The organism is Paenibacillus sp. MT124, from assembly GCF_058792755.1.
In genome coordinates, this window is record NZ_CM179500.1 from 2381307 (window position 1) to 2402986 (window position 21680).

Below are 21680 nucleotides of genomic sequence, written 5' to 3' on the forward strand. Positions count from 1 at the left end.
TAGGTGAATATCAGTAACAGTTTTAACATTAGCTCCTCGGCCCTGACAGCCCAACGTTTGAGGATGGACGTAATATCTTCAAACATCGCTAATGCTGAGACGACTCGCGCCAGTGTATCGAATGGTGAAGCCGTTCCCTACAAAAGAAAAATGGTAGTTCTCGAACCAAACAAAGCTTCGTTTAGCAGTATCCTGCAAAATCAGATGGGGGGTAAGTCCTCGGGTGAGGGAGTTAGAGTATCAGAGATTCGTGAAGATCAGTCTCCTCTGAAACCTGTATATGATCCTTCTCATCCTGATGCCAACGCTGAAGGGTATGTGTATATGCCAAATGTGGATATTGCGAAAGAGATGGTTGACATGATATCAGCTTCTCGGTCCTACGAGGCAAACGTAACAGCGCTAAATTCAACCAAAGCAATGATAACCAAAGCTTTAGAGATCGGAAGATAGATTACGGTAATGTCAATGAGGTTTTAACATGAATAATGGGATAAAGGGGAGACATTGATGATTCAGAACAACATGTTTAACACACAGGTAGTTCAACCGTTGCAGATGCAAAATGCTTCCGTTAGCAAAACATCAACACCAGCCGAAACCATTCAGAGCTTCGGTACATACTTACAAGAGGCATTAGGGTCCGTGGCAACGCAGGAGACTCAGGCACATGAAATGTCCAATCAATTTCTATTGGGGAATGTGAACGTGGATCAGGTAATGATCGCTTCAGAACAGGCCCTGTTGAGTCTGCAACTCACGTCGCAAGTCCGAAACAAAGTAGTCGAAGCGTATCAAGAGATTATGCGTACGCAAATGTAAAAAGAGCATGATTGCGCTTCGATAACAGCGCTGATCATTACAACAAGCAGCTGCGATGCTGCTCCTGAGGCAGATCTCGTACTTTAGTCATGAAGTACTTTAATGGCTCGGGACAGACTAAGCAAAGTTTCGGATGGGGTGACAGAGTGAATGAGAGAATCGCCCAGTACAGGGATAAAGTAACCCAGTATTGGAATAGCTTCAGCAAAAAACAGAAAGTTTTACTGGTTTCCACCTTTTTATTTTTAATTCTGGCAGCGGTTGTACTAACTATGCAGCTGTCCAAAACAGAATATGAAGTGGCATTTACTGATTTGAATTCCAGTGACTCAGCAGGAGTCATTAACTATCTGGATTCATCCAATATCCCCTACAAATTAAGCGCAGACGGGAAAACCATATCGGTACCAAGCACGGATGTTGCACTTGCAAAAGTCAACATAGGATCACAAGGGATTATTCAGAATGGTTCATTGGGGTATAAATCATTCGAGGAGTCTTCATCGCCAATCGGGATGACAGACAAAGAATTCGATGTTAAATATAACAATGCCATTAATGGAGAGGTCGAACAGTTACTCCAGCGCATGCAGGGTATTCAAGATGCAAAAGTCTTGGTCAATATGCCAAAAGATAATATCTTTGCCGGCCTGGAAGAGCAAGACAAAGCATCCGCTTCCGTAGCATTGCAGTTTAAACCAGGATACCACCCGAATCAGGCAGCAGTGGATGGATATTTTAACTTGGTGAAAACCGCTATTCCCAACCTGCCGATTGAAAATATTACGATCACCAACACGGATGAAGCCGAGTTGATTCCAACTGCCCGTGGAGGCAGTGGTGGATTATCTTCCGAAGTCCAGGAAAACATGGCTTTGCAGAAGAAGTTCGAAAATGATGTACGCAACAATGTAAAACAGTTTCTGTCTCAAATCGTAGGCGAAGACAAAGTAAATGTACTCGTTGCTTCCAAGCTTAACTTCGATAAAGTGACAAGCAAAGAGAATCTGGTTACACCTGTTGATGAAGAGAACATGAAGGGCATAGAGATCAGTGTTCAGGAGATTCAAAAGAGTTATACAGGTGCGAGTACTCCAACAGGCGGTGTCGCAGGTACCGGTCAAGAAGAAGTTCCTGGGTATCCTTCAGCGGATGCAACGGGGAATTCAACTTCTGAGGAATCATCAAGCACTGTAAACTACGAAGTCAATCGAATTGCCAAAGATATCATTTCTAGTCCTTATACTGTAAAAGATTTAACCATTAACGTAGCCGTTGAACCACCTGAAGGACAAACAGAATTACAACAACCTGTCCAGGATGCAATTGAGAATATTTTGGTGAACATCGTTCGAGCTTCACTTGCAGATTCAGGTGATGTAATTACAGACGCTGATCTGACCAAGAAAGTTTCGGTTATATCACAAGGTTTCCAGACTGCAACTGCTGCAGAAACAGGATTCCAGCTATCAACAGGTATGATGTGGGGCGCAGGAGCATTGGTGGCCGCGTTAATCGCAGCAATCGTTATCCTCCTGGTACGCCGTCGACGCAAACAAAACGAAGAGGAAGAAGAAGATATTCCTCTCCCAGTAGCAACAGAGTTCCCGTCCATTACGTTGGACAGTGTAACGAACGAAAGTCAAGTGCGCAAACAATTGGAGAGTTTGGCGAAGAAAAAGCCAGACGAATTCGTCAATCTGCTGCGTACGTGGCTGGCTGACGAATAGAGGTGAACGCATTGGCAAAGGCAAGCAGTCAAGGTTTGACTGGAAGACAAAAAGCAGCAATTTTGTTGATTACACTAGGTCCGGAAGTGTCGGCACAAATCTTCAAACATCTGCGTGATGAGGAGATTGAACAATTGACATTGGAGATTGCCAATGTTCGCAAAGTTGATGCTTCCGAAAAAGATATGATTATGGCGGAGTTTCACCAGATCTGTCTGGCTCAGGAATACATCTCTCAAGGCGGTATTACTTACGCGAGAGAAATATTGGAAAAGGCACTTGGATCGCAAAAAGCACTTGAAGTTATTAATCGTTTGACAGCTACGCTGCAGGTTAGACCATTTGACTTTGCACGCAAAGCCGATCCAAACCAAATATTAAACTTTATTCAAAACGAAAGTCCACAGACGATTGCCTTGGTACTATCCTACCTGCAATTCGAGCAGGCAGCAGCAATTCTATCCTCATTGCCTCAGGAGAAGCAGGCTGATGTTGCACGAAGAGTCGCTGTCATGGACAGCACCTCCCCTGAGGTTATCTCTCAGGTGGAACGTGTATTGGAACAAAAGTTGTCGTCAACGGTTACACAGGATTATACAAACGCGGGCGGCATCGAGTCGATCGTACAGATTTTGAATGGGGTCGACCGGGGTACGGAACGTACCATTTTGGATTCTCTGGAAATTCAGGATCCGGAACTTGCCGAAGAAATCAAAAAACGCATGTTTGTATTCGAAGATATTGTCAACGTGGACGATCGGTCAATTCAACGTATCATCCGCGATATCGACAACGCAGACTTGCAGCTTGCACTCAAAGTGGCGAGCGAAGAGGTTCGCGATGCAGTGTTCCGCAACATGTCCAAACGGATGTCCGAGACATTCAAGGAAGAAATGGAATTCATGGGACCTGTTCGGTTGCGTGATGTGGAAGAAGCCCAGACTCGTATCGTAGGAACGATCCGCAGACTGGAAGAAGCTGGTGAGATCATTATCGCTCGCGGCGGAGGAGATGATATCATTGTCTAATTTGATTAAATCTTTCCAGTATGTGCCGGTTGATGACCGCAAACGTCTTGAAAATCATCATCATTATGGTGGTCCTGAAACTGAAGGAACAGATAGTGAAATAGAAGGTGCAGAGACAGAGGCGTTACAGGCTCGTGTAGACGAAGAAACTAAACGTCTGACTGCGGAGATGCTGGAGGATGCCAAGGAGTTTGCAGAAAAGCAGGTACGCGAAGCTTCCGAGGAAGCGGAACGCATGCTTAAAGAAGCCCGTGAGCAGATCGATACCTGGTGGCAGGAACAGCGTCAGCAGGATGAACATTTAATTGAAGCGATGCGCTCACAAGGTTTTCAGCAGGGTTTTGATGAAGGCAAAGTACAAGCTGAACTGGATCTCCAAGTGCAGATCGAACAGATGATGAAAGAAGCCCAGGAAGTACTGCAAGAGGCTTATGTAGCAAAAGATCAAATTATCCAGGAAGCAGAGCCTTTCCTTGTAGATCTGGCATGCGGAATTGCAGAGAAGGTTATTGATAAGCAGCTTACTGTTGAACCAGAGCATACTCTCGAATTGATCCGTCAGAATCTGTCACGGAAACGTGAACAAGGAATGATTGCCTTGTGTGTAGCACCAGAGCAGTTTGCGTTTGTACAAGCTGCGCGTGAGGAGTTGTCCTTATCGATCGACTCACAGGCCGAACTTCAAATATTGCCTGATGCAACGGTGAAAGACAAAGGGTGTGTCATTCGCTCATCGTTTGGCAGCGTCGATGCCCGTATTGATACACAGCTTTCTGAAATAAAAAAAGAACTGATCCGCATAGCACTTGAGGATGAGGGGCGAAAAAATCAACATGAAGGTTCTTAGTTCACAGCGTTACATGGAGCACTTACGCCAATTTGATCCTGTTCGGGTTAATGGTAAGGTCACACAGGTTATCGGGCTTATGGTTGAATCCGAAGGTCCTGACGCAAGCATCGGTGACGTATGCTACATCTACCCGGGTAAATCAGAGAAGCCGATTCAAGCAGAAGTCGTTGGTTTCCGGGATAACAAAGTGCTGCTGATGCCTTTGGGTGAATTGCAATCGATTGGTCCGGGGTGTGATGTCGTAGGTACCGGGAAGCCGCTTGGAGTTCAGGTTGGTTCAGAGCTGTTGGGCAAAGTGCTTGATGGACTTGGTCAACCTCTGGATGGATCGTTACTGCCTTCAAGAATGCCGATGTTCTCCACATCGAATAAACCTGTGAATCCAATGGAACGGCCGCGTGTACTGGAAACCATGGGTGTAGGCGTTAGAGCGATTGACGGTCTGTTAACCGTTGGTAAAGGTCAGCGGGTTGGTATTTTTGCCGGATCGGGTGTTGGTAAGAGTACATTGATGGGCATGATTGCTCGCAATACGGCAGCTGATGTAAATGTTATTGCACTCGTAGGTGAACGGGGACGCGAGGTTCGTGATTTTATTGAGCGAGATCTGGGGCCGGAAGGGCTGGAACGCTCGGTGGTCATCGTTGCTACTTCAGACCAACCTGCATTGATTCGAATTAAGGGGGCAGTCATTGCCACCACGATAGCGGAATATTTCAGGGACAGAGGCATGAATGTCATGTTGATGATGGATTCCGTTACTCGTTATGCCATGGCTCAAAGGGAAGTTGGACTTGCTGTAGGTGAACCTCCAGCGATGAGAGGTTACACACCTTCTGTATTTGCGAGTTTGCCTAAATTGCTGGAACGTGCAGGAACGGGGCCAACCGGCTCCATAACAGCATTTTACACGGTGCTCGTCGATGGTGACGATATGAATGAACCGATAGCGGATGCCGTTAGGGGGATTCTGGACGGTCACATTGTGCTGAATCGGTCCATTGCGAACAAAGGGCATTTTCCGGCAATCGATGTGCTCGCAAGCATTAGTCGTGTCATGAAAGATATTGCGCCTGAAGAGCAGCTGGAAGCCGTTAATAATATGAAGCGATTGATGGCCGTCTATAAAGAATCCGAGGATTTGATCAACATTGGGGCTTATCAAAGAGGGTCGAATGCAGCTATTGATGAAGCGATGGATCAGATCGAAAGCATATGGAACTTTACCAAGCAAAAAGTGGACGAAAAAGTAACGCTGAGTGAAGTGCAGGAACGTTTGATTCTTGAATTTGCAAGGAGATGAAAGGTTAAGCGATGAAATTTCGATATCATTTCCAGAAGGTAGTTGACCTGAAAAGCAATGAAAAAACACAAGCGGAGTGGATGTTATCCACAGCAATCGGCAAACTTCAAACAGAAGAAGAACACCTTCTACAACTTATGAATGATAAAAACGAACTGATTAGTGTCATTCAATCCGCAACGGAGAGCACAGCTTCTGTATCCAGTCTGCAAGAAATGCAGCGATACGTGTATCACCTGGATGAGTGCATCTCCAAAAAGAATACGGATGTTAAACACGCTCAGGTCAATGTGCAGCGGAATCAGACGTTCTTAAACGGTAAGATGGTTGATGAAAAAGTGTGGCTTGAAGCGAGAGACAAAGCCAAGATCAAATTTCAGCAGGAGATGCTCCTCCGGGAACAGAACGATCTGGACGAGATGGCTACTGTACGCTTCGCTGCAAAGGCCGGACGCGCAATCTGATGGGCTTCGCAAGCGAAGTTGTCTCGTGAAGGAGGAATGAACTAATGGCTGTTAAAGACACAGATATCGAGAAAGAGTCAGGTGGCGGTTGGGAAAAGTTTCTGATGATTTCAATCCCGATTGTTTTCACCGTAGTGTTGCTCGGTGTACTGCTGACCTTATTTAATGTAGATATTCGCAATAACATGCTTGAGCTAGCTAACAAAATTCCGGTAGTCAAGAATTGGGTGCCTGATCCTGTTCTGGATCCTGAAAAAGAAAAGCTGAACGAAAGCGAAAAGCAAGTTGAGAGTGCTGAAGCAACAATCGAAAAGTTGAAGTCTCAAGTAGCAGCTAAAGAAACAGAGCTACAGGCAGCAAAAGAGGCTACATCGGCAGAAGCAAAAAAAGCAAGCGATCTTCAAGCGAAATTGGATGAAGCAGAAAAAGCGGCGGAAACGGCGGCTGCCGAAGTTCCGGAGACCGAATCTGATTATCAGAAGCAGATCAAGGATTTGGCCAAAATGTACGCAGACATGAGTCCAAGCAAAGCGGCACCGATTTTACAGAACATGACCAATGAAGAAATGGTGCTTCTTCTGAGTGCGATGCAGTCGACTGCCCGTACGAAAGTGTTGGAGAAAATGGATCCGAAAACGGCGGCAGATGTCACGATGATGATGAAGGATGCAAAACCTTCCGGAGATCTGGCACTGGATGCGCTGCAATCCAGATTGAAGAAAGAAACGGCAGCAACTACAACAACATCAACTACCAATTCGAAAAACCTGGACAAAACCCAGCTCAGCCAAACGTTCTCTTCGATGTCAGCCTCAAGCGGAGCAAAATTGCTGCTAGAGACGTATAAACTCAGTCCAGATAAAACATTGACCATTTTAAACTCGGTAGACGATGCTACACGCTCACAATTACTTGAGAATATGTCTACAGAGAATTCAGCTGAAACAGCGAAAATCTTAAACCGGTTAATGGGAAATAAGTAGGTAGAACGCTCTTAATTCGAAAGGAGGTGAAACAAATGTCAATCGTATACCAAATGACCTCAGTATCCACTTCAAAGGCAACAGGAGCAGCACAAACTTCTGCTGGAACGCAATCTAAAGGTGGGGTTACAGGGGCCGATGGTGGTTTTTTGCAAACACTGGCACAGTCATTGAATAGTACCACTTCGGAAGAAAACAACTCGGCTACTGTTGGGGGTTTAACTGTAAATCCGTTAGCTATAGCCCTTGCAACTAGTGAAGAAGGGGAAGAAACGTCTCTTACAGCTGTTCTGGACTCCTTGTTTGGTGACTTGGATTCGATAGATGAAGTTTTGGAAAATGACCCAACATTACTGGCAGACTTGCAAAATCTGATTCAACAGCTGTATGCCCAATTAAACGGTGCTTCCGTTGAAACGGAAAAAGCGGATGGAACAGTAAATGCGCCAACAACTGTTAACGCTACTGCGGTGATGGATCTTACTGAACACCCAGCTGCAGTTCGCTTTGTGCTGCAGGATGTGCTTACTCAGTTGGTTGCAAGCATGACTGAACCAGATAGTCCTATAGCCAAAAATACAGCTGAGTTTAAGCAGTTGCTTCAAACCCTCCAGAATCAGCTGCAGGAGGCTGGAGTTGATCTGAGCAGCAATAAAGGATGGACAGAACTTAAAACTATCGTTGATTCCATGGATTCATTAAAAGATCAAGGTGTACAAACCAAAGCTAATCCATCTACGGAGAAAGAATTGACTGTAATTTCGTCTTCTAGCAAAGAGCTTAAAGTGACAGGTGAAACAGATGTGAACACTTCGTCGACTGCAAGTGTAGGTGGAGAAATGGATCATTCAAAAGTGATTACAGCCGGTGAGTTATCCATGCGTACTTCGGGCACAGCGGTAGTTAAGCCAGCTGAACCTGTAATGCAGGCATCACAGTTTGCAAAGGAAATGACGCAATTTGTGGTGAATAAGCTGGATATCGTGCAACAAAAAGGCTTTTCAGAAGCTACAATCTCACTTCGTCCCGAACATCTGGGTAAGCTGGATGTACAGATTACCTTGCAGAACGGACAATTGGTTGCACGCTTCATGACTGAACATGCGATGGCGAAGGATATGCTTGAACAGCAAATGACTCAGCTTCGTACCTCGCTTCAATCCCAAGGTATTCAAGTGGAGAGAATCGAAGTCACTCAGAGCAGCTCCCTAGGTTCTGAGATGTATCATGATGACGGACGTCAGCAAGGAAATAACTCGCAGGATCAGCGCCGTTCACGGGAACGTGAAGAGCAAACAGAGGATGCAATAACTACGGCAACCCTTCAGGAAGAACTGCGGAATTGGCGCAGTGAAAATGAGGAAGGAAACGACTTCCAGGGAGGCTCGTTTACTGCTAAAGCTTAACTAGAAATGAGGTGAAAATATTGGCTACTGAAATTGTTTCTACCAATAATACATGGCCGAACTACTCGGCTTCGAACACGGCCACAACCAGTGCAGCTACCAAGGAGTTAGGGAAGGATCAGTTTCTTAAGATACTAATCACCCAACTTCAAAATCAGGATCCGATGCAGCCTATGGAGGATAAGGAATTTATTGCTCAAATGGCACAGTTCAGTTCGGTTGAACAGCTGGTTAACATTTCGTCCCAGCTCAAAACGCTGAATCAGTCTCTTGGTGCGGTTTCAAGCATGATCGGACGGGAAATCAGCTGGCTTTCTTCTAATAAAGAAGACAGCGGAACGCTTCGTCAGGGAATTGTTGATTCGATCATCGTACGGGATGGTGTACAGTACGCTAAAGTGGGCGAAGACGAAATCGAGCTGAATGAAATTATCCAGGTTTCGAATCCCGCTCCAGTCGAGGAAGAAGCGTCCCAAGATCAGAGTACTGTTGATGGTTCAACACCAGTGAGCGAAAGCGAGGAAGCTAAAACATCAGGTCAAGATAGTGGGAACACGTTATGAGTGAACGAATAACGGTAGGACAACTATATACAGGCCCAGTAACACCGAACTTGCTTAATCGCACTAAACAGAGTGAAACAGCAATCACTCCTGAAAGACCTTTTGCCCAAGTGCTAGAGGATAATCTCCTTAAGCTAAGCAACCATGCAGCCAAAAGATTGGAACAGCGGGGAATTGAGCTGAAAAGTGAGCAGATGCAGCAGATTGGAACGGCACTGGACAAGGCTGCGGCCAAAGGTGCTAAAGAATCTCTGATCCTGATGCAGGATATGGCTTTTATCGTCAATGTCAAGAATCGCACTGTAGTTACAGCTATGGATAGCGAAAGCATGAAGGATAACGTATTTACTCAAATCGATAGTGCAGTAATCATATCTTAACCGGCTGGCCCTTCTCGGGAGCCGGAACACCGCTGACCGACTGATGCGGTAACCAAATTAAGACTGGGAGGATTTATAATCATGTTGAAATCGATGTACTCTGGTGTTTCCGGGATGCGGGGTTTTCAAACCAAACTAGATGTCATTGGTAATAATATCGCGAACGTAAACACTGTTGGCTTCAAGGGTAGCCGTGTAATGTTCAAAGATATTATGAGCCAGACTACTGCAGGAGTAACTGCACCGACAGATACTCCAACCGGTGGTGTGAATGCTAAACAAATTGGTTTGGGTGTGTCTGTAGGTTCTATTGATACATTGCATCTTGCAGGAAGCCCGATGACAACTAACAACCCAACTGATTTACGTATTAATGGAGATGGCTTTTTCTTGGTCCGTTTGAGCGAAGATCAAGAAATCCCCTACCTTACTCGCGCTGGTGATTTCCATGTTGATGCGGCACGGAATCTAGTGACTTCAGATGGTCTCTTTGTGGTGGATAGCGGTGGTGGTAACATTACAATTCCTGACGATGTAGTTTCATTTACAATCGGACAGGATGGTACGATTAACCAAACAATGGCTGACGGCACTATCGAGCCAGGTCCACAGATTGGGATTGGTAAAGTAGTTAATCCAGAGGGACTTGAAAAAATTGGTGGTAACTTGTACCGAATGACTGCAAACGCCAACCCGGATGGTGCGCTTGAACCTTTGACAGCTAATAGTGCTGAAGACGGGACTGGTTCAATCATTGCAGGCCAACTGGAAATGTCCAATGTAGATTTGACGGGTGAGTTTACAGAGATGATCGTCGCTCAACGTGGTTTCCAGGCGAACTCACGGATCATCACAACATCCGATGAAGTGCTTCAGGAAGTTGTTAACCTGAAACGTTAATAACTGATTAGAAAGTTTTAATGCGTGGGGGAGCTAGCTCCCCCACATTGATCGAGAGGGGGCTTAGCATGATTTCGGTAACGCGGTTAAATGGTTCTCCCATGTGGTTAAATGCGCTGATGGTAGAGATTGTAGAAGAAACGCCGGATACGTATATTACTCTGGTAACTGGTAAGAGACTGATTGTCCTTGAAAAGGCAGATGAAGTCATTTCCAAAATCAAAGATTACAACCGTGAAATCGGGGTTCAGGCAGCCACTATCAAAGTGCAGCAAACGGAGGAATCCTGATGAAGAAGATGATGCCTTGGGTGGCAACGATTTTGCTTGCCATTACACTCATTGTGGTGGTTGTGTTTGTATTTATGCAAGGACAACCGGGAAACAAAGCTGATCAAGATGTAGCATTGGCTGCTGAAGCCAAAAAGATGACGGCAGACGAAATTGTCGAAGTTACTTCTGAAATAACAGACATTAAGACCAATTTGGCAGACACTAATCACATTGTACAAGTAAATTTGGCTTTCAAAATGACTGATGCCAAAGCCAAAGAAGACTTTGAGAAAATAAAAGAGATTACTGTGAAACCAATCATTGTTCAGACTTTTGCGGATGCGCAGCCAGAAGAACTGAAGACAGCTAAGGGGCGGTCTCAGTTTAATGAAAAGCTTACAAAACTGATCAATGAGGCTTTGCCAGAACCTAAGCTAAGCGGTACGAACTTTACTTATTTTTTAATGGCATCAATGTAATAGAGCGCGCTGTACAATGGTAAGGGGGTGAGAACATGGTGGATGTATTATCACAAAATGAGATAGATGCCCTATTAGCAGCACTTTCCTCAGGTGAGATGGATGCTGAAGAACTAAAAAAGGAAGAAACTCAGAAGAAAATTAGATCATATGATTTTAAAAGGGCAGTCAGATTTTCTAAGGATCATATTCGGAGCTTGACCCGAATTCACGAAAACTTTGCTCGTTTTCTCACCACTTATTTTTCAGCCCAATTGCGGACCTTTGTTCAAATTAATGTCGTTCAAGTCGAACAGCTGCCTTATGATGAATTTATCCGTTCAATCCCTAAAATGACGATATTAAACATATTTGAGGCAGAACCGTTGCAAGGTCGAATGGTCATGGAAGTTCACCCCAATGTTGGTTATGCGATGTTGGATCGATTGCTGGGTGGTACGGGAAGTGCGCCGACTAAAATAGCTTCAATGACTGAAATAGAAACGACAATTATGGAGCGGATCTTTAGCCGAGCGTTCGAAAGTTTGCAGGAAGCTTGGAAAACAGTGCTCGACATATCGCCGAGAATGGAAGCACTGGAGACGAATCCACAGTTTATGCAGATCGTATCACCGAACGAAACAATTGCCTTGATCTCGCTGAGCACCAAAATCGGTGACACTACGGGCATGATCAATTTGTGTATCCCACATGTCGTTCTTGAACCTATTATGTCAAGGCTGTCGACACATCAGTGGTTTGTTTCAGAGAAGAAAACAAGGGCGCCGGAGGAATACGATGCCCTTAGAGAACGTGTGAACAAAGCCAAATTGCCAGTTGTTGCGGAACTGGGTGAATCCAGAATTTCAATCTCGGAATTCCTTGGCCTTTCGGTCGGCGATGTCATTACGTTGAACAAACCGGTTGATGAGGGATTATCCATCAAAGTGGGCGACAGGTTGAAGTATATGGGCAGTCCGGGAACGATAAAAGACCGTGTGGCTGTACAAATAGATAAGATTGTCACCGAAGGAGTTGAAGAATTTGACGAGTAAGGATTATTTGTCCCAGGAAGAAATCGATGCTTTGCTCCGGCAATCCGAATCGATGGGTAGCACGGAACCTGCTGAAAAAACAGTTGATGATTTTCTGACTGAGCTGGAACAAGATGCATTGGGGGAGATCGGTAATATTACGTTTGGTAGCGCAGCGACAGCACTGTCCACGCTATTGGGGTTAAAAGTAGATATTACAACACCGAAGGTATCCATTATCAGCCGTTCACAATTCGAAGAAGCGTTTCCCAAGCCACATGTTGCAGTACATGTCAATTATGTGGATGGATTTGAAGGGATCAATTCACTAGTTATCAAAAAGCGTGATGCTCAAGTAATTGCTGATCTGATGCTTGGAGGCGAAGGCAATCCTGCGGATGAAGAGTTGAATGAGATCCATATTAGTGCAGTGCAGGAAGCAATGAACCAAATGATGGGTTCATCAGCAACCTCCATGTCTACGATTTTCAACCGATTTGTGAATATCTCTCCGCCAGGCATTGATATTCTCAATATGGAAAGTGGCGAGGGTGTAAGCAGTCTGCCGCATGACGAAACGTTAATTCAAGTGTCGTTTCGCCTCCTGATTGGTGATCTGATTGACTCCAATCTGATGCAGCTTTTGCCTGTTGATTTCGCCAAACACATGGTGGATATGTTGATTGGCGGAGCACAAGAATCAACGGCTAATGCACCTGTGACAACACCATCGCATGCAGCACCAGCAGCGGCAGCTCCACCTGTGGCGCCGGAGCAACCACCGGTTCAACAACAAATGCCTCCACAGGCGCCTCACCAGCCTGCTCAAGACTATAATGGATATGGACAGGCACCGATGGGTATGCCGCAAGGAATGCCGCCACAACAGCCTTACGGGATGCCGCCACAGCAACCGTATGGTGCACCACAACACTACGGCGGTATGCCCAACAGGAATGTGAATGTACAACCCGTCCAATTCGCCAATTTGCAAAATGGGGCTTACGGTCAGGTGGACGAAAATAATTTGAATTTATTGATGGACATTCCCCTTAAAGTCACCGTAGAATTAGGAAGGACCCAGAAGCAAATTAAGGATATATTGGAACTCTCACAAGGTTCAATTGTCGAGCTGGATAAACTGGCCGGCGAACCTGTCGATATTTTGGTCAATAACAAACTGATCGCCAAGGGAGAAGTCGTCGTTATCGATGAAAATTTTGGTGTTCGTGTTATAGATATCGTAAGCCAATGGGACCGAATTCAGAAATTACAATAAGCACAATTTAGGGAGGACTTGAATCAAGATGGCAAACCGAATTTTAGTCGTGGACGACGCTGCGTTTATGAGAATGATGATCCGGGACATTTTGTCCAAAAACGGATATGAGGTCGTTGGCGAGGCTCAGGATGGAGCACAAGCAATTGAGAAATTTAAGGAACTTCGTCCTGATCTGATCACGATGGATATTACCATGCCTGAGATGGATGGTATTGCAGCACTGAAAGAAATCAAAAAAATCGATGCGAACGCTAAAGTCATTATGTGTTCAGCTATGGGACAACAAGCGATGGTAATTGATGCTATTCAGGCTGGTGCCAAAGATTTCATCGTTAAGCCATTCCAGTCTGACCGGGTCATCGAAGCGATCAGCAAAACGCTGGGAGTTTAAGACACATGATGATGGCGCAGGGTGATACTCCTGGAGGAGCTGACATTGGGACCAACTATTATTTTCAGCTTGTATGGGTGATTGTCGTCCTGGCCGTCATCCTGGTCCTTATCGTCTACCTGCTCCGCTTTTTGAACAAACGGAATCAGCAGTGGTTCCGAAGTGGTACAGTCCGCATTTTGGGTGGTGTGGGGCTGGGGCCGAACAAGTCACTTCAGATCATAGAAATTGGTGGCAATGTTTATCTGGTCGGTGTTGGCGAAAATATACAATTGCTAGACAAAATTTCAGATTTGGAAGAGGCACAGAGAATTGTTGATTCATTTGAGAGAGAAGCTTCTTCACAACAGGGAAGCCTTTCACCATTAATCAACAAGCTGGCATCCCGCTTGCGTAAGAAAGAACCACCAAGGGAAATGGAACTTGAGGATACAGCCTCTTTTCACGAGCTATTCGAGTCGAAGCTGCGGCAGATGCCTAACCGAAAAGAAAAGATGGACAAGCTCCTGGAAGAAGACAATACTACAGATCGGTCGAGGGATTCATGAAGAAAAAGATTTGGCTAGCATGTTGTTTGATGGGGCTTATCAGCCTGGCATCTGTGACGGTTGCCTTTGCCGAACCAATACCGAACATCGATATCCAAATCGGAAGCGGAGATGGGGGAACACCAAGTACGAGTTCTCTGTCCATAATACTATTAATTACGGTGTTAAGTATAGCGCCTGCAATATTGGTATTAATGACCAGCTTCACCCGAATTGTTATCGTTCTCGGTTTTATACGGACATCCTTGGGGACGCAACAAATGCCACCCAATCAGGTGCTTGTCGGTTTAGCGCTCTTCCTGACACTGTTTATCATGTCACCGACGCTGTCTTCCATTAATCAGGTAGCTCTTCAGCCTTATCTCAAAGGAGACATTACGCAAACGGAAGCGCTTGAAAAGGCACAAGATCCCATTAAGAAGTTTATGTTCTCCCACACAAGGGAGAAAGATTTACTGCTTTTTATGAAATATAATCAGACCGAAAAACCAGAAACATATCAAGATATACCGATCACTGTCATGGTGCCAGCGTATGCAATCAGTGAATTAAAGACAGCATTCCAGATGGGATTCATGATTTTCATTCCGTTTCTAGTCATAGACATCGTGGTTGCAAGTACACTCATGGCTATGGGGATGATGATGCTACCACCGGTCATGATCTCATTACCTTTTAAGATATTGCTATTTGTCCTTGTGGACGGTTGGTATCTTGTAGTGAAGTCACTGCTGCTGAGCTTTAACACATGAGCAGGAAAGTTGAAGGAGGACGGTCATGACTTCAGAATTTATTATAGGTCTGGCCGGGAAAGCAGTATATACGTCGCTGCTGGCTAGCGCACCCATGCTTATACTTGCTCTAGTTGTGGGTCTCATTATCAGTGTATTTCAAGCAACGACCCAAATTCAGGAGCAGACATTAGCCTTTGTACCGAAAATTATTGCCGTTCTTCTGGCAGTGCTCTTATTCGGACCTTGGATCTTAAATATTTTGGTAGATTTTACGTATAACATTCTCGATAATTTATACAGATATATAGGGTAGGCTTTCGCACATGGAGACATTGTTGCAAAGTTTTCCTGTCGCTCTGCTTATGTTTTGTCGAATTGCATCATTTTTTGTAACTGCTCCAGTATTCTCAGCTCGAAATGTGCCGAATTCCATTAAGGTTGGTCTTTCGGCATTTGTAACATTAACGGTTTATGTAGTATATGGCATGAATCAGGAAGTGCCTACCGATCTGAGTTACATTCTGTTGATTATCCGGGAGATATTAATAGGGTTGCTGCTAGGTTTCGTAGCCTATTTGATCATGACAGCCGTGCAAACGGCGGGAACATTCATTGATCTTCAGATTGGCTTTGGTATGGCGAATGTATTTGATCCGATGACGGGTGCTTCTGCACCGCTGACAGGTAACTTCAAATATGCTTTTGCTATGCTGCTTTTCCTGACGATGAATGGGCACCACTACCTTCTGGACGCCATAGTGTACAGCTATCGCTGGATACCTTTATCCAATACCTTTTTCATACGATTGGCTGACGGTAGTATTACTGAGTTTCTCGTTCGTACGTTAGGTGAGGCCTTTATGCTTGCCTTCCAAATGTCGGCACCCATTGTAGTGGCTTTGTTTTTGACGGATGTGGGATTGGGTTTCTTGGCTAAAACTGCTCCTCAATTCAATGTGTTTGCTGTCGGTATGCCGTTAAAGGTCCTGGTGGGAATCGCCATATTGCTTTTGATGGTTCCGAGCTTCGCCTTTGTATTTAGCCAATTGTTCGAAGCGATGTTTAGATCTATGGAAAAGTTGCTTGGAACGATCGGACAGAGGCCGGGCTAAAGGAAACGGAGGACAGGATTTAAATGAAATTTCAACTTGACCTTCAGTTATTCGCAGGGGAGAAGACGGAGAAAGCCACCCCGAAAAAAAGGCAGGATACCCGCAAAAAGGGACAGGTTGTTAAAAGTATGGAGATCTCCGGAGCATCCATTCTCCTGTTCACCATTTTAATCATGATGGTTTTCAGTGATTTTTACAAAGAACGCATTGTTCGGTTATTTACAGATATCTTTATGAATCGGCTGAGCTTGGAGATTACCGGCGAAAATGTAATGGCGCTTATGATGCGCTACGGCATTGAAGTTATGTTGCTGCTAGCACCCGTACTGATAGGTGCGGCGGTTGTTGCCTTGATCGTCAATTATATGCAGGTTGGTTTTCTGCTTGTAGGAGAAGGGTTGAAGCCAAAGCTTGAGAAGCTTGATCCAATCAAAGGTTTCAAAAACATTTTCTCTCTTCGTTCATTAGTGGAGTTTGCAAAATCCATTTTGAAAATGTCGATTATCGGTTATCTAGTCTACAGTACGATTACAAGTTATCAATCGGATATTGCTTCACTTTCTCATTTTTCTTTAGATGCCATATTACATTTTTCGGCTTCAATCACCCTAAATCTGGGTGTCAAAATTGCTGTGGCCTTAATGGTACTCGCAGTGTTCGACTATATGTATCAGAAATATGATTACGAGAAAAACATTCGGATGTCCAAACAGGACATCAAGGACGAGTACAAAAAAATGGAAGGTGACCCGCTGATCAAGGGTAAAATCAGGGAACGTCAGCGTCGCATGGCTGTACAGCGCATGATGCAGGAGGTTCCAAATGCAGATGTGATCATCACAAACCCGACGCACTTCGCAGTAGCGCTGAAGTATGAAGGGTCTGAGATGGAAGCACCTCAGATTATTGCCAAAGGTCAGGATTACGTCGCCTTGCGCATCAGGGAGATTGCCAAAGAGCACGGTGTCATTACAATGGAAAACAAGCCGCTGGCACGGGCATTGTTCCAGAGGGCCGAGATTGGCGACGCCATACCGGCTGATTTGTTTCAAGCGGTAGCCGAAGTGCTGGCTTATGTATATAAATTAAAGGGCAGAACGAAATAAAAGGGATCGGAGGCCGTACATTCATTGAAAACAAAAGATATTGCTGTCCTTGCGGGTATCATTGGCATTGTGTTGATGATGATTCTCCCGATCCCAACCTGGTTGTTGGACATGCTGCTTGTTGTCAACATTTCACTTGCATTGATGATATTGCTCGTAGCGATGAACAGCAAGGAAGCGTTGCAATTCTCCATCTTTCCGGCATTATTGTTGATTACTACACTGTTTCGCCTAGCATTAAATATTTCAACAACTAAGCTGATCCTTGGAGAAGGAGACGCCGGGTCTGTCGTAGCCACCTTTGGTAGCTGGATCGCAGGCGGTCAAATTGCTATTGGTTTCATCGTCTTCCTCATACTGGTCGTTGTTCAGTTTATCGTTATCACCAAGGGTTCGGAACGTGTAGCTGAAGTAGCAGCACGGTTTACACTCGATGCGATGCCTGGTAAACAGATGAGTATTGATGCGGACTTAAATGCAGGCTTGATCAATGAACAACAGGCCCGTGAGCGACGTTCCAAAATTGAGAGAGAGGCTGACTTCTACGGTGCAATGGACGGTGCGAGTAAATTCGTAAAAGGAGACGCGATCGCGAGTATTATCATCTTGCTAATCAATCTCATTGGTGGATTTATTATCGGTATGACCGTACATGGTTTCTCATTTGCAGATGCGTTGTCCACCTACTCTGTATTAACAATCGGGGATGGATTGGTCAGTCAGATTCCTGCACTTCTGATTTCTACAGCAGCGGGTCTTATCGTCACTAGAGCGTCATCCGAAGGTAACTTGGCAGATGATATTACGGGGCAGTTGTTTACATACCCGACGCTCATATATATTGTAGCTTTTGTAATAGCAATGCTTGGTTTCTTCACTCCAATTCACGCCATTACGACCATACCTTTGGCAGGTATACTGGCTTTTGCCGCATGGAGGATGCAAAATACGCTGAAATCCAAACAAGAGGCAGAAGAACAGATGGAGGAGGAACAACAGATCGAAGAGGTTAGAAGTCCAGAAAGTGTAATTAACTTGCTTCAGGTTGATCCAATCGAGTTCGAGTTTGGTTACGGTTTGATTCCTCTGGCCGATAACCAGCAGGGCGGAGATCTACTGGATCGGATTATTATGATACGTAGGCAATGTGCGCTTGAATTAGGGCTCGTTGTCCCTGTCATTCGGATTCGAGACAATATTCAATTGAGACCTAATGAGTATGTTATTAAGATCAAGGGTAATGTGGTGGGTGGCGGTGAATTGCTGCTTAATCATTATCTGGCTATGAGCCCTGGGTACGAAGAAGAATCTGTGACAGGAATTGAAACTACGGAACCGGCTTTTGGCCTTCCTGCTCTATGGATCGACGAAGTGACCAAAGACCGAGCTGAGCTTGCTGGTTACACCGTTGTGGATCCGCCATCCGTGGTGGCTACCCATCTGACGGAACTGATTAAGAAACACGCACATGAGCTTCTCGGCCGACAAGAGACGAAGGCGCTTGTGGACAATCTCAGAGAGAACTATGCTGCACTTGTCGATGAACTGATTCCATCGGTTTTGGGCATTGGGGATGTACAGAAAGTGCTGGCAAAACTTCTGCGCGAGAAAATCTCCATCCGGGATATGGTTACAATCTTCGAGACACTGGCTGACTACGGGACGTATACCAAAGACCCTGATGTTCTGACAGAGTACGTAAGACAATCGCTTTCCCGTCAAATTACCCAACAGTTCTCCCAAAAAGGTGAAACTCTTAGAGTGATTACCGTTGGGCCTGGATTGGAAAAGAAAATTGCCGAAAGTGTACAACAATCCGATCAAGGAAGTTACCTTGCACTGGATCCTGCTTCTACACAAAGTGTGTATCAAAAATTGACCGAGCAGGTCAATCGATTAATCCAATCAGGTCAACAACCTGTTGTATTAACTTCTCCAACTATTCGTATGTACCTGCGTCAAGTCATTGAACGTACCATGCAGGACATACCGGTGCTTTCCTATAGTGAGTTGGAACCGAATGTTGAAATCCAAAGTGTCGGAGTGGTGAACTTATGAGAGTAAAACAATATATTGTTGAGACCATGCCCGAAGCTATGCTTCAAATTCGGAAAGACCTGGGAAGTAACGCTGTCATTCTGTCCACCAAAGAAATTAAGGTGGGCGGAATGATGGGAATGTTTCGCAAAAAGAGAATTGAAGTTGTAGCTGCGGTTGAAGAGGAAGATAAAAAAGAAGCCAAGAAACAGATGCAGAACCAAGTTGCGTCAGTGCCTCGTTCGTATGTTCCTGAAGCGTACAGGCAGACGGCTCGTTCATTTGTGAACGAAGCGAGTGAATCGGAATCGGCTGCCCAGGTTGTTGAGCAACACGCCGATGAAAAACGTAAGGAAACCGCTGCTCATGCTGAATCGATGAACATTGATTCAAATAGAGCGCGCGGTAAATTTGAGTCAAGCACGGATTATAAACCGCGACCGGAAGGGGCGGATTTTTCGGGTTCATCGTCTCCTGCCGTGCAAGAACCAAACAAACAGGGCCAACAAGAACTGATGTCTGAACTGAAAGAACTCAAAAAGATGATGACTCAATTATCTAGACAGAATGAATTGGCTGACCCTGTACCTGAAGCGTTTCTTTTTCTTAGAGAGCGGCTGAGTAATCAAGAGGTGCGGACGGAAGTTTTTGAGTCATGGTTTGAAACGGTTCAGACGCAGTTGAATGCTAAAGAGCTGGACGAAACTGAGATTGTTCAAACCGTTCAGAAACAGATTTTAATGTTTCTGGAGGAACGTATCGATGCGGGGATATTGCCTGGCACTCGTATTGTTTATGTTGCTGGACCTACAGGTGTGGGGAAAACAACAACCATTGCCAAACTGGCGGCTGAGCAGATGTTTAAGCATCATCGGAAAGTTGGATTCATTACATCGGATACGTACCGTATATCAGCAGTAGAACAACTTAGAACGTACGCTTCCATTTTGAATGTTCCACTTGAGGTTGTACAGTCTCCAGGAGATACACAACGAGCCATATCTCGTTTGCAGGATTGTGACCTGATCTTCATGGATACTGCAGGAAGAAATTATAGAAACGAATTGCTCGTTTCTGAGTTGCAAAGCCTGCTTGCACCAGTAGAGAACAGTGAAACCTTTCTCGTCATGAGCATGACATCCAAAAGCGCGGACATGTTTGAAATTACCGAACATTTCAGCAAGTATGGGTTGGATAAAATCATTTTCACCAAGATGGACGAAACGGGCACTTGTGGTCCAATGATTAATCTGCTGCATCACTTCCCGTTGAAACTTGCCTATGTGACCAATGGACAGAATGTTCCGGATGACTTGCTCAAACCAGATCCGATTTCATTGACTAAACAATTGCTGGGAGAACTCGCAAAATGAAGGACCAGGCAGCCTCTCTTCGAAGTTTGGTGTCAGCACCGAGCGGATTGGACAAAACCCAGCCCAGTGGCCGCTCCTCAAAAATCTTAACGATTGCCAGCGGCAAAGGTGGGGTAGGGAAATCCAATTTCACGTTGAACTTTGCCCTTGCGCTGCAAACGCTGGGCAGGAAGGTACTCGTATTTGACGCAGATATCGGTATGGCCAATATTGATGTCCTTATGGGGACTTCATCTCCCTATAATCTGTATCATTTATTGTATCGGCAGAAGTCCATACAGGAAATCATTCAGCTTGGTGCGAACGGACTACCTTACATTGCCGGTGGATCTGGCATGAAAGAGTTATTTTCGTTGTCGGACCGTGATTTGGAATTCTTTGCAGAGCAAGTGGAAATGGTTGCGCAGGAAATGGATTATGTCATATTTGATACTGGAGCAGGGCTCTCCCGCGAGAATATGAAGTTTATTGGTGTAGCTGACGAATGTATGATTGTAACTACACCTGAACCCACTTCCATAACAGATGCATATGCACTGGTTAAAGTGATGCATGGTCAGGAAAATGCTACACCTTTTCGGATGATCGTTAACCGTGTTGAAAATGAACAGGAGTCGGAACAGGTGGCGGACAAAATAGCAGGAGTAGCCAAGCGTTTTTTGCAAACGGATATCCCCCTGCTTGGGTATGTTTCAGAAGATCCGAATGTTGTTAAAGCGGTGAAGAGACAAGTGCCCTACAGCTTGGCTTATCCCCATTCAAAGGCTTCCAGAGACATACAGCGACTCGCCCTTCGCTATTTGGCTGAACCTGGGGTTAACGAAGCCGGAACCTTGACAGGAATCAGGGGATTTATGAAAAAGTGGCTCAGGAAGACAACATGATTCTTGAAAAAAGGAAACAG

Annotated in this window: 25 protein-coding genes; all 25 read left to right on the plus strand. The window is 45.1% G+C overall.

Annotated features, from left to right (window positions below; translation table 11 throughout):
- The first annotated feature begins 3 nt into the window (after nt 1-3).
- The 25 genes from flgC to AC3RCI_RS11170 all read left to right on the plus strand — a co-directional run bounded on the left by flgC (nt 4) and on the right by AC3RCI_RS11170 (nt 21660).
- Entirely contained in the window at nt 4-453 is a 450-nt protein-coding gene (gene flgC, locus AC3RCI_RS11050) for a flagellar basal body rod protein FlgC (RefSeq protein WP_127536267.1), read from the plus strand.
- A 57-nt stretch (nt 454-510) separates the two neighbouring features.
- Nucleotides 511-822: a flagellar hook-basal body complex protein FliE gene (gene fliE, locus AC3RCI_RS11055; protein ID WP_127536266.1), complete on the plus strand. Its 312-nt coding sequence runs from the start codon at nt 511-513 to the stop codon at nt 820-822.
- A gap of 146 nt (nt 823-968) precedes the next feature.
- On the plus strand, nt 969-2552 hold the full coding sequence (fliF, locus tag AC3RCI_RS11060) for a flagellar basal-body MS-ring/collar protein FliF (protein ID WP_492528971.1): 1584 nt from the start codon (nt 969-971) through the stop codon (nt 2550-2552).
- A gap of 11 nt (nt 2553-2563) precedes the next feature.
- A complete protein-coding gene (fliG, locus tag AC3RCI_RS11065) occupies nt 2564-3580 on the plus strand; it encodes a flagellar motor switch protein FliG (protein ID WP_095287832.1) in 1017 nt (338 codons plus the stop codon).
- On the plus strand, nt 3573-4427 hold the full coding sequence (locus AC3RCI_RS11070; RefSeq protein WP_336779627.1) for a FliH/SctL family protein: 855 nt from the start codon (nt 3573-3575) through the stop codon (nt 4425-4427). Before fliG ends, AC3RCI_RS11070 begins: the two co-directional genes overlap by 8 nt.
- Nucleotides 4414-5733, plus strand: a complete 1320-nt coding sequence (gene fliI / locus AC3RCI_RS11075) for a flagellar protein export ATPase FliI (RefSeq protein WP_095287830.1) — start codon at nt 4414-4416, stop codon at nt 5731-5733. The genes AC3RCI_RS11070 and fliI overlap by 14 nt, the downstream gene beginning before the upstream one ends.
- A gap of 11 nt (nt 5734-5744) precedes the next feature.
- A complete protein-coding gene (fliJ, locus tag AC3RCI_RS11080; protein WP_127536262.1) occupies nt 5745-6197 on the plus strand; it encodes a flagellar export protein FliJ in 453 nt (150 codons plus the stop codon).
- 44 nt (nt 6198-6241) lie between these two features.
- Nucleotides 6242-7180 (plus strand): MotE family protein, encoded by a 939-nt coding sequence (locus AC3RCI_RS11085; RefSeq protein WP_492528973.1) that lies wholly within the window; start codon nt 6242-6244, stop codon nt 7178-7180.
- 35 nt (nt 7181-7215) lie between these two features.
- On the plus strand, nt 7216-8586 hold the full coding sequence (locus tag AC3RCI_RS11090; protein WP_492528975.1) for a flagellar hook-length control protein FliK: 1371 nt from the start codon (nt 7216-7218) through the stop codon (nt 8584-8586).
- Between the two features lie 20 nt (nt 8587-8606).
- Complete coding sequence (locus tag AC3RCI_RS11095; protein WP_492528977.1) at nt 8607-9149, plus strand: flagellar hook capping FlgD N-terminal domain-containing protein; 543 nt, start codon at nt 8607-8609, stop codon at nt 9147-9149.
- A complete protein-coding gene (locus AC3RCI_RS11100; protein WP_154893590.1) occupies nt 9146-9529 on the plus strand; it encodes a TIGR02530 family flagellar biosynthesis protein in 384 nt (127 codons plus the stop codon). Before AC3RCI_RS11095 ends, AC3RCI_RS11100 begins: the two co-directional genes overlap by 4 nt.
- Before the next feature lie 81 nt (nt 9530-9610).
- On the plus strand, nt 9611-10429 hold the full coding sequence (flgG, locus tag AC3RCI_RS11105) for a flagellar basal body rod protein FlgG (protein ID WP_492528979.1): 819 nt from the start codon (nt 9611-9613) through the stop codon (nt 10427-10429).
- A 68-nt stretch (nt 10430-10497) separates the two neighbouring features.
- Nucleotides 10498-10719: a flagellar FlbD family protein gene (locus AC3RCI_RS11110; protein ID WP_024630220.1), complete on the plus strand. Its 222-nt coding sequence runs from the start codon at nt 10498-10500 to the stop codon at nt 10717-10719.
- On the plus strand, nt 10719-11180 hold the full coding sequence (locus AC3RCI_RS11115) for a flagellar basal body-associated FliL family protein (RefSeq protein ID WP_492528981.1): 462 nt from the start codon (nt 10719-10721) through the stop codon (nt 11178-11180). The genes AC3RCI_RS11110 and AC3RCI_RS11115 overlap by 1 nt, the downstream gene beginning before the upstream one ends.
- A gap of 35 nt (nt 11181-11215) precedes the next feature.
- The gene (gene fliM / locus AC3RCI_RS11120; protein ID WP_183520905.1) at nt 11216-12214 is read left to right on the plus strand and encodes a flagellar motor switch protein FliM; all 999 of its coding nucleotides are present in this window, start codon (nt 11216-11218) and stop codon (nt 12212-12214) included.
- Entirely contained in the window at nt 12204-13472 is a 1269-nt protein-coding gene (fliY, locus tag AC3RCI_RS11125) for a flagellar motor switch phosphatase FliY (protein WP_492528983.1), read from the plus strand. Before fliM ends, fliY begins: the two co-directional genes overlap by 11 nt.
- A 28-nt stretch (nt 13473-13500) precedes the next feature.
- On the plus strand, nt 13501-13866 hold the full coding sequence (locus AC3RCI_RS11130; RefSeq protein ID WP_095287820.1) for a response regulator: 366 nt from the start codon (nt 13501-13503) through the stop codon (nt 13864-13866).
- Between the two features lie 11 nt (nt 13867-13877).
- Nucleotides 13878-14414 (plus strand): flagellar biosynthetic protein FliO, encoded by a 537-nt coding sequence (locus AC3RCI_RS11135; RefSeq protein ID WP_236146800.1) that lies wholly within the window; start codon nt 13878-13880, stop codon nt 14412-14414.
- Nucleotides 14411-15166 (plus strand): flagellar type III secretion system pore protein FliP, encoded by a 756-nt coding sequence (fliP, locus tag AC3RCI_RS11140; protein WP_095358618.1) that lies wholly within the window; start codon nt 14411-14413, stop codon nt 15164-15166. Before AC3RCI_RS11135 ends, fliP begins: the two co-directional genes overlap by 4 nt.
- Nucleotides 15167-15191: 25 nt before the next feature.
- Nucleotides 15192-15461: a flagellar biosynthesis protein FliQ gene (gene fliQ, locus AC3RCI_RS11145; RefSeq protein ID WP_024630226.1), complete on the plus strand. Its 270-nt coding sequence runs from the start codon at nt 15192-15194 to the stop codon at nt 15459-15461.
- Nucleotides 15462-15471: 10 nt separating this feature from the next.
- Nucleotides 15472-16260, plus strand: coding sequence for a flagellar biosynthetic protein FliR (gene fliR / locus AC3RCI_RS11150; RefSeq protein WP_492528985.1), 789 nt, complete (start codon nt 15472-15474; stop codon nt 16258-16260).
- Nucleotides 16261-16283: 23 nt separating this feature from the next.
- On the plus strand, nt 16284-17366 hold the full coding sequence (gene flhB, locus AC3RCI_RS11155) for a flagellar biosynthesis protein FlhB (protein WP_492528987.1): 1083 nt from the start codon (nt 16284-16286) through the stop codon (nt 17364-17366).
- A 24-nt stretch (nt 17367-17390) separates the two neighbouring features.
- Nucleotides 17391-19424 carry a flagellar biosynthesis protein FlhA gene (gene flhA / locus AC3RCI_RS11160; protein ID WP_336779634.1) on the plus strand — a complete coding sequence of 678 codons (2034 nt, stop codon included), beginning with the start codon at nt 17391-17393 and terminating at the stop codon, nt 19422-19424.
- A complete protein-coding gene (flhF, locus tag AC3RCI_RS11165) occupies nt 19421-20776 on the plus strand; it encodes a flagellar biosynthesis GTPase FlhF (RefSeq protein ID WP_492528989.1) in 1356 nt (451 codons plus the stop codon). Before flhA ends, flhF begins: the two co-directional genes overlap by 4 nt.
- Complete coding sequence (locus AC3RCI_RS11170; RefSeq protein WP_492528991.1) at nt 20773-21660, plus strand: MinD/ParA family protein; 888 nt, start codon at nt 20773-20775, stop codon at nt 21658-21660. The genes flhF and AC3RCI_RS11170 overlap by 4 nt, the downstream gene beginning before the upstream one ends.
- Nucleotides 21661-21680: the final 20 nt, after the last annotated feature.

What these genes read in the sequence shown, in the direction of transcription:
- fliE (WP_127536266.1), top strand. Translation starts at nt 511, where the DNA reads ATGATTCAGAACAACATGTTTAACACACAGGTAGTTCAACCGTTGCAG.
- fliI (WP_095287830.1), top strand. Translation starts at nt 4,414, where the DNA reads ATGAAGGTTCTTAGTTCACAGCGTTACATGGAGCACTTACGCCAATTT.
- fliJ (WP_127536262.1), top strand. Translation starts at nt 5,745, where the DNA reads ATGAAATTTCGATATCATTTCCAGAAGGTAGTTGACCTGAAAAGCAAT.
- AC3RCI_RS11085 (WP_492528973.1), top strand. Translation starts at nt 6,242, where the DNA reads ATGGCTGTTAAAGACACAGATATCGAGAAAGAGTCAGGTGGCGGTTGG.
- AC3RCI_RS11090 (WP_492528975.1), top strand. Translation starts at nt 7,216, where the DNA reads ATGTCAATCGTATACCAAATGACCTCAGTATCCACTTCAAAGGCAACA.
- AC3RCI_RS11100 (WP_154893590.1), top strand. Translation starts at nt 9,146, where the DNA reads ATGAGTGAACGAATAACGGTAGGACAACTATATACAGGCCCAGTAACA.
- flgG (WP_492528979.1), top strand. Translation starts at nt 9,611, where the DNA reads ATGTTGAAATCGATGTACTCTGGTGTTTCCGGGATGCGGGGTTTTCAA.
- AC3RCI_RS11110 (WP_024630220.1), top strand. Translation starts at nt 10,498, where the DNA reads ATGATTTCGGTAACGCGGTTAAATGGTTCTCCCATGTGGTTAAATGCG.
- AC3RCI_RS11115 (WP_492528981.1), top strand. Translation starts at nt 10,719, where the DNA reads ATGAAGAAGATGATGCCTTGGGTGGCAACGATTTTGCTTGCCATTACA.
- fliM (WP_183520905.1), top strand. Translation starts at nt 11,216, where the DNA reads ATGGTGGATGTATTATCACAAAATGAGATAGATGCCCTATTAGCAGCA.
- AC3RCI_RS11130 (WP_095287820.1), top strand. Translation starts at nt 13,501, where the DNA reads ATGGCAAACCGAATTTTAGTCGTGGACGACGCTGCGTTTATGAGAATG.
- AC3RCI_RS11135 (WP_236146800.1), top strand. Translation starts at nt 13,878, where the DNA reads ATGGCGCAGGGTGATACTCCTGGAGGAGCTGACATTGGGACCAACTAT.
- fliP (WP_095358618.1), top strand. Translation starts at nt 14,411, where the DNA reads ATGAAGAAAAAGATTTGGCTAGCATGTTGTTTGATGGGGCTTATCAGC.
- fliQ (WP_024630226.1), top strand. Translation starts at nt 15,192, where the DNA reads ATGACTTCAGAATTTATTATAGGTCTGGCCGGGAAAGCAGTATATACG.
- fliR (WP_492528985.1), top strand. Translation starts at nt 15,472, where the DNA reads ATGGAGACATTGTTGCAAAGTTTTCCTGTCGCTCTGCTTATGTTTTGT.
- flhB (WP_492528987.1), top strand. Translation starts at nt 16,284, where the DNA reads ATGAAATTTCAACTTGACCTTCAGTTATTCGCAGGGGAGAAGACGGAG.
- flhF (WP_492528989.1), top strand. Translation starts at nt 19,421, where the DNA reads ATGAGAGTAAAACAATATATTGTTGAGACCATGCCCGAAGCTATGCTT.
- AC3RCI_RS11170 (WP_492528991.1), top strand. Translation starts at nt 20,773, where the DNA reads ATGAAGGACCAGGCAGCCTCTCTTCGAAGTTTGGTGTCAGCACCGAGC.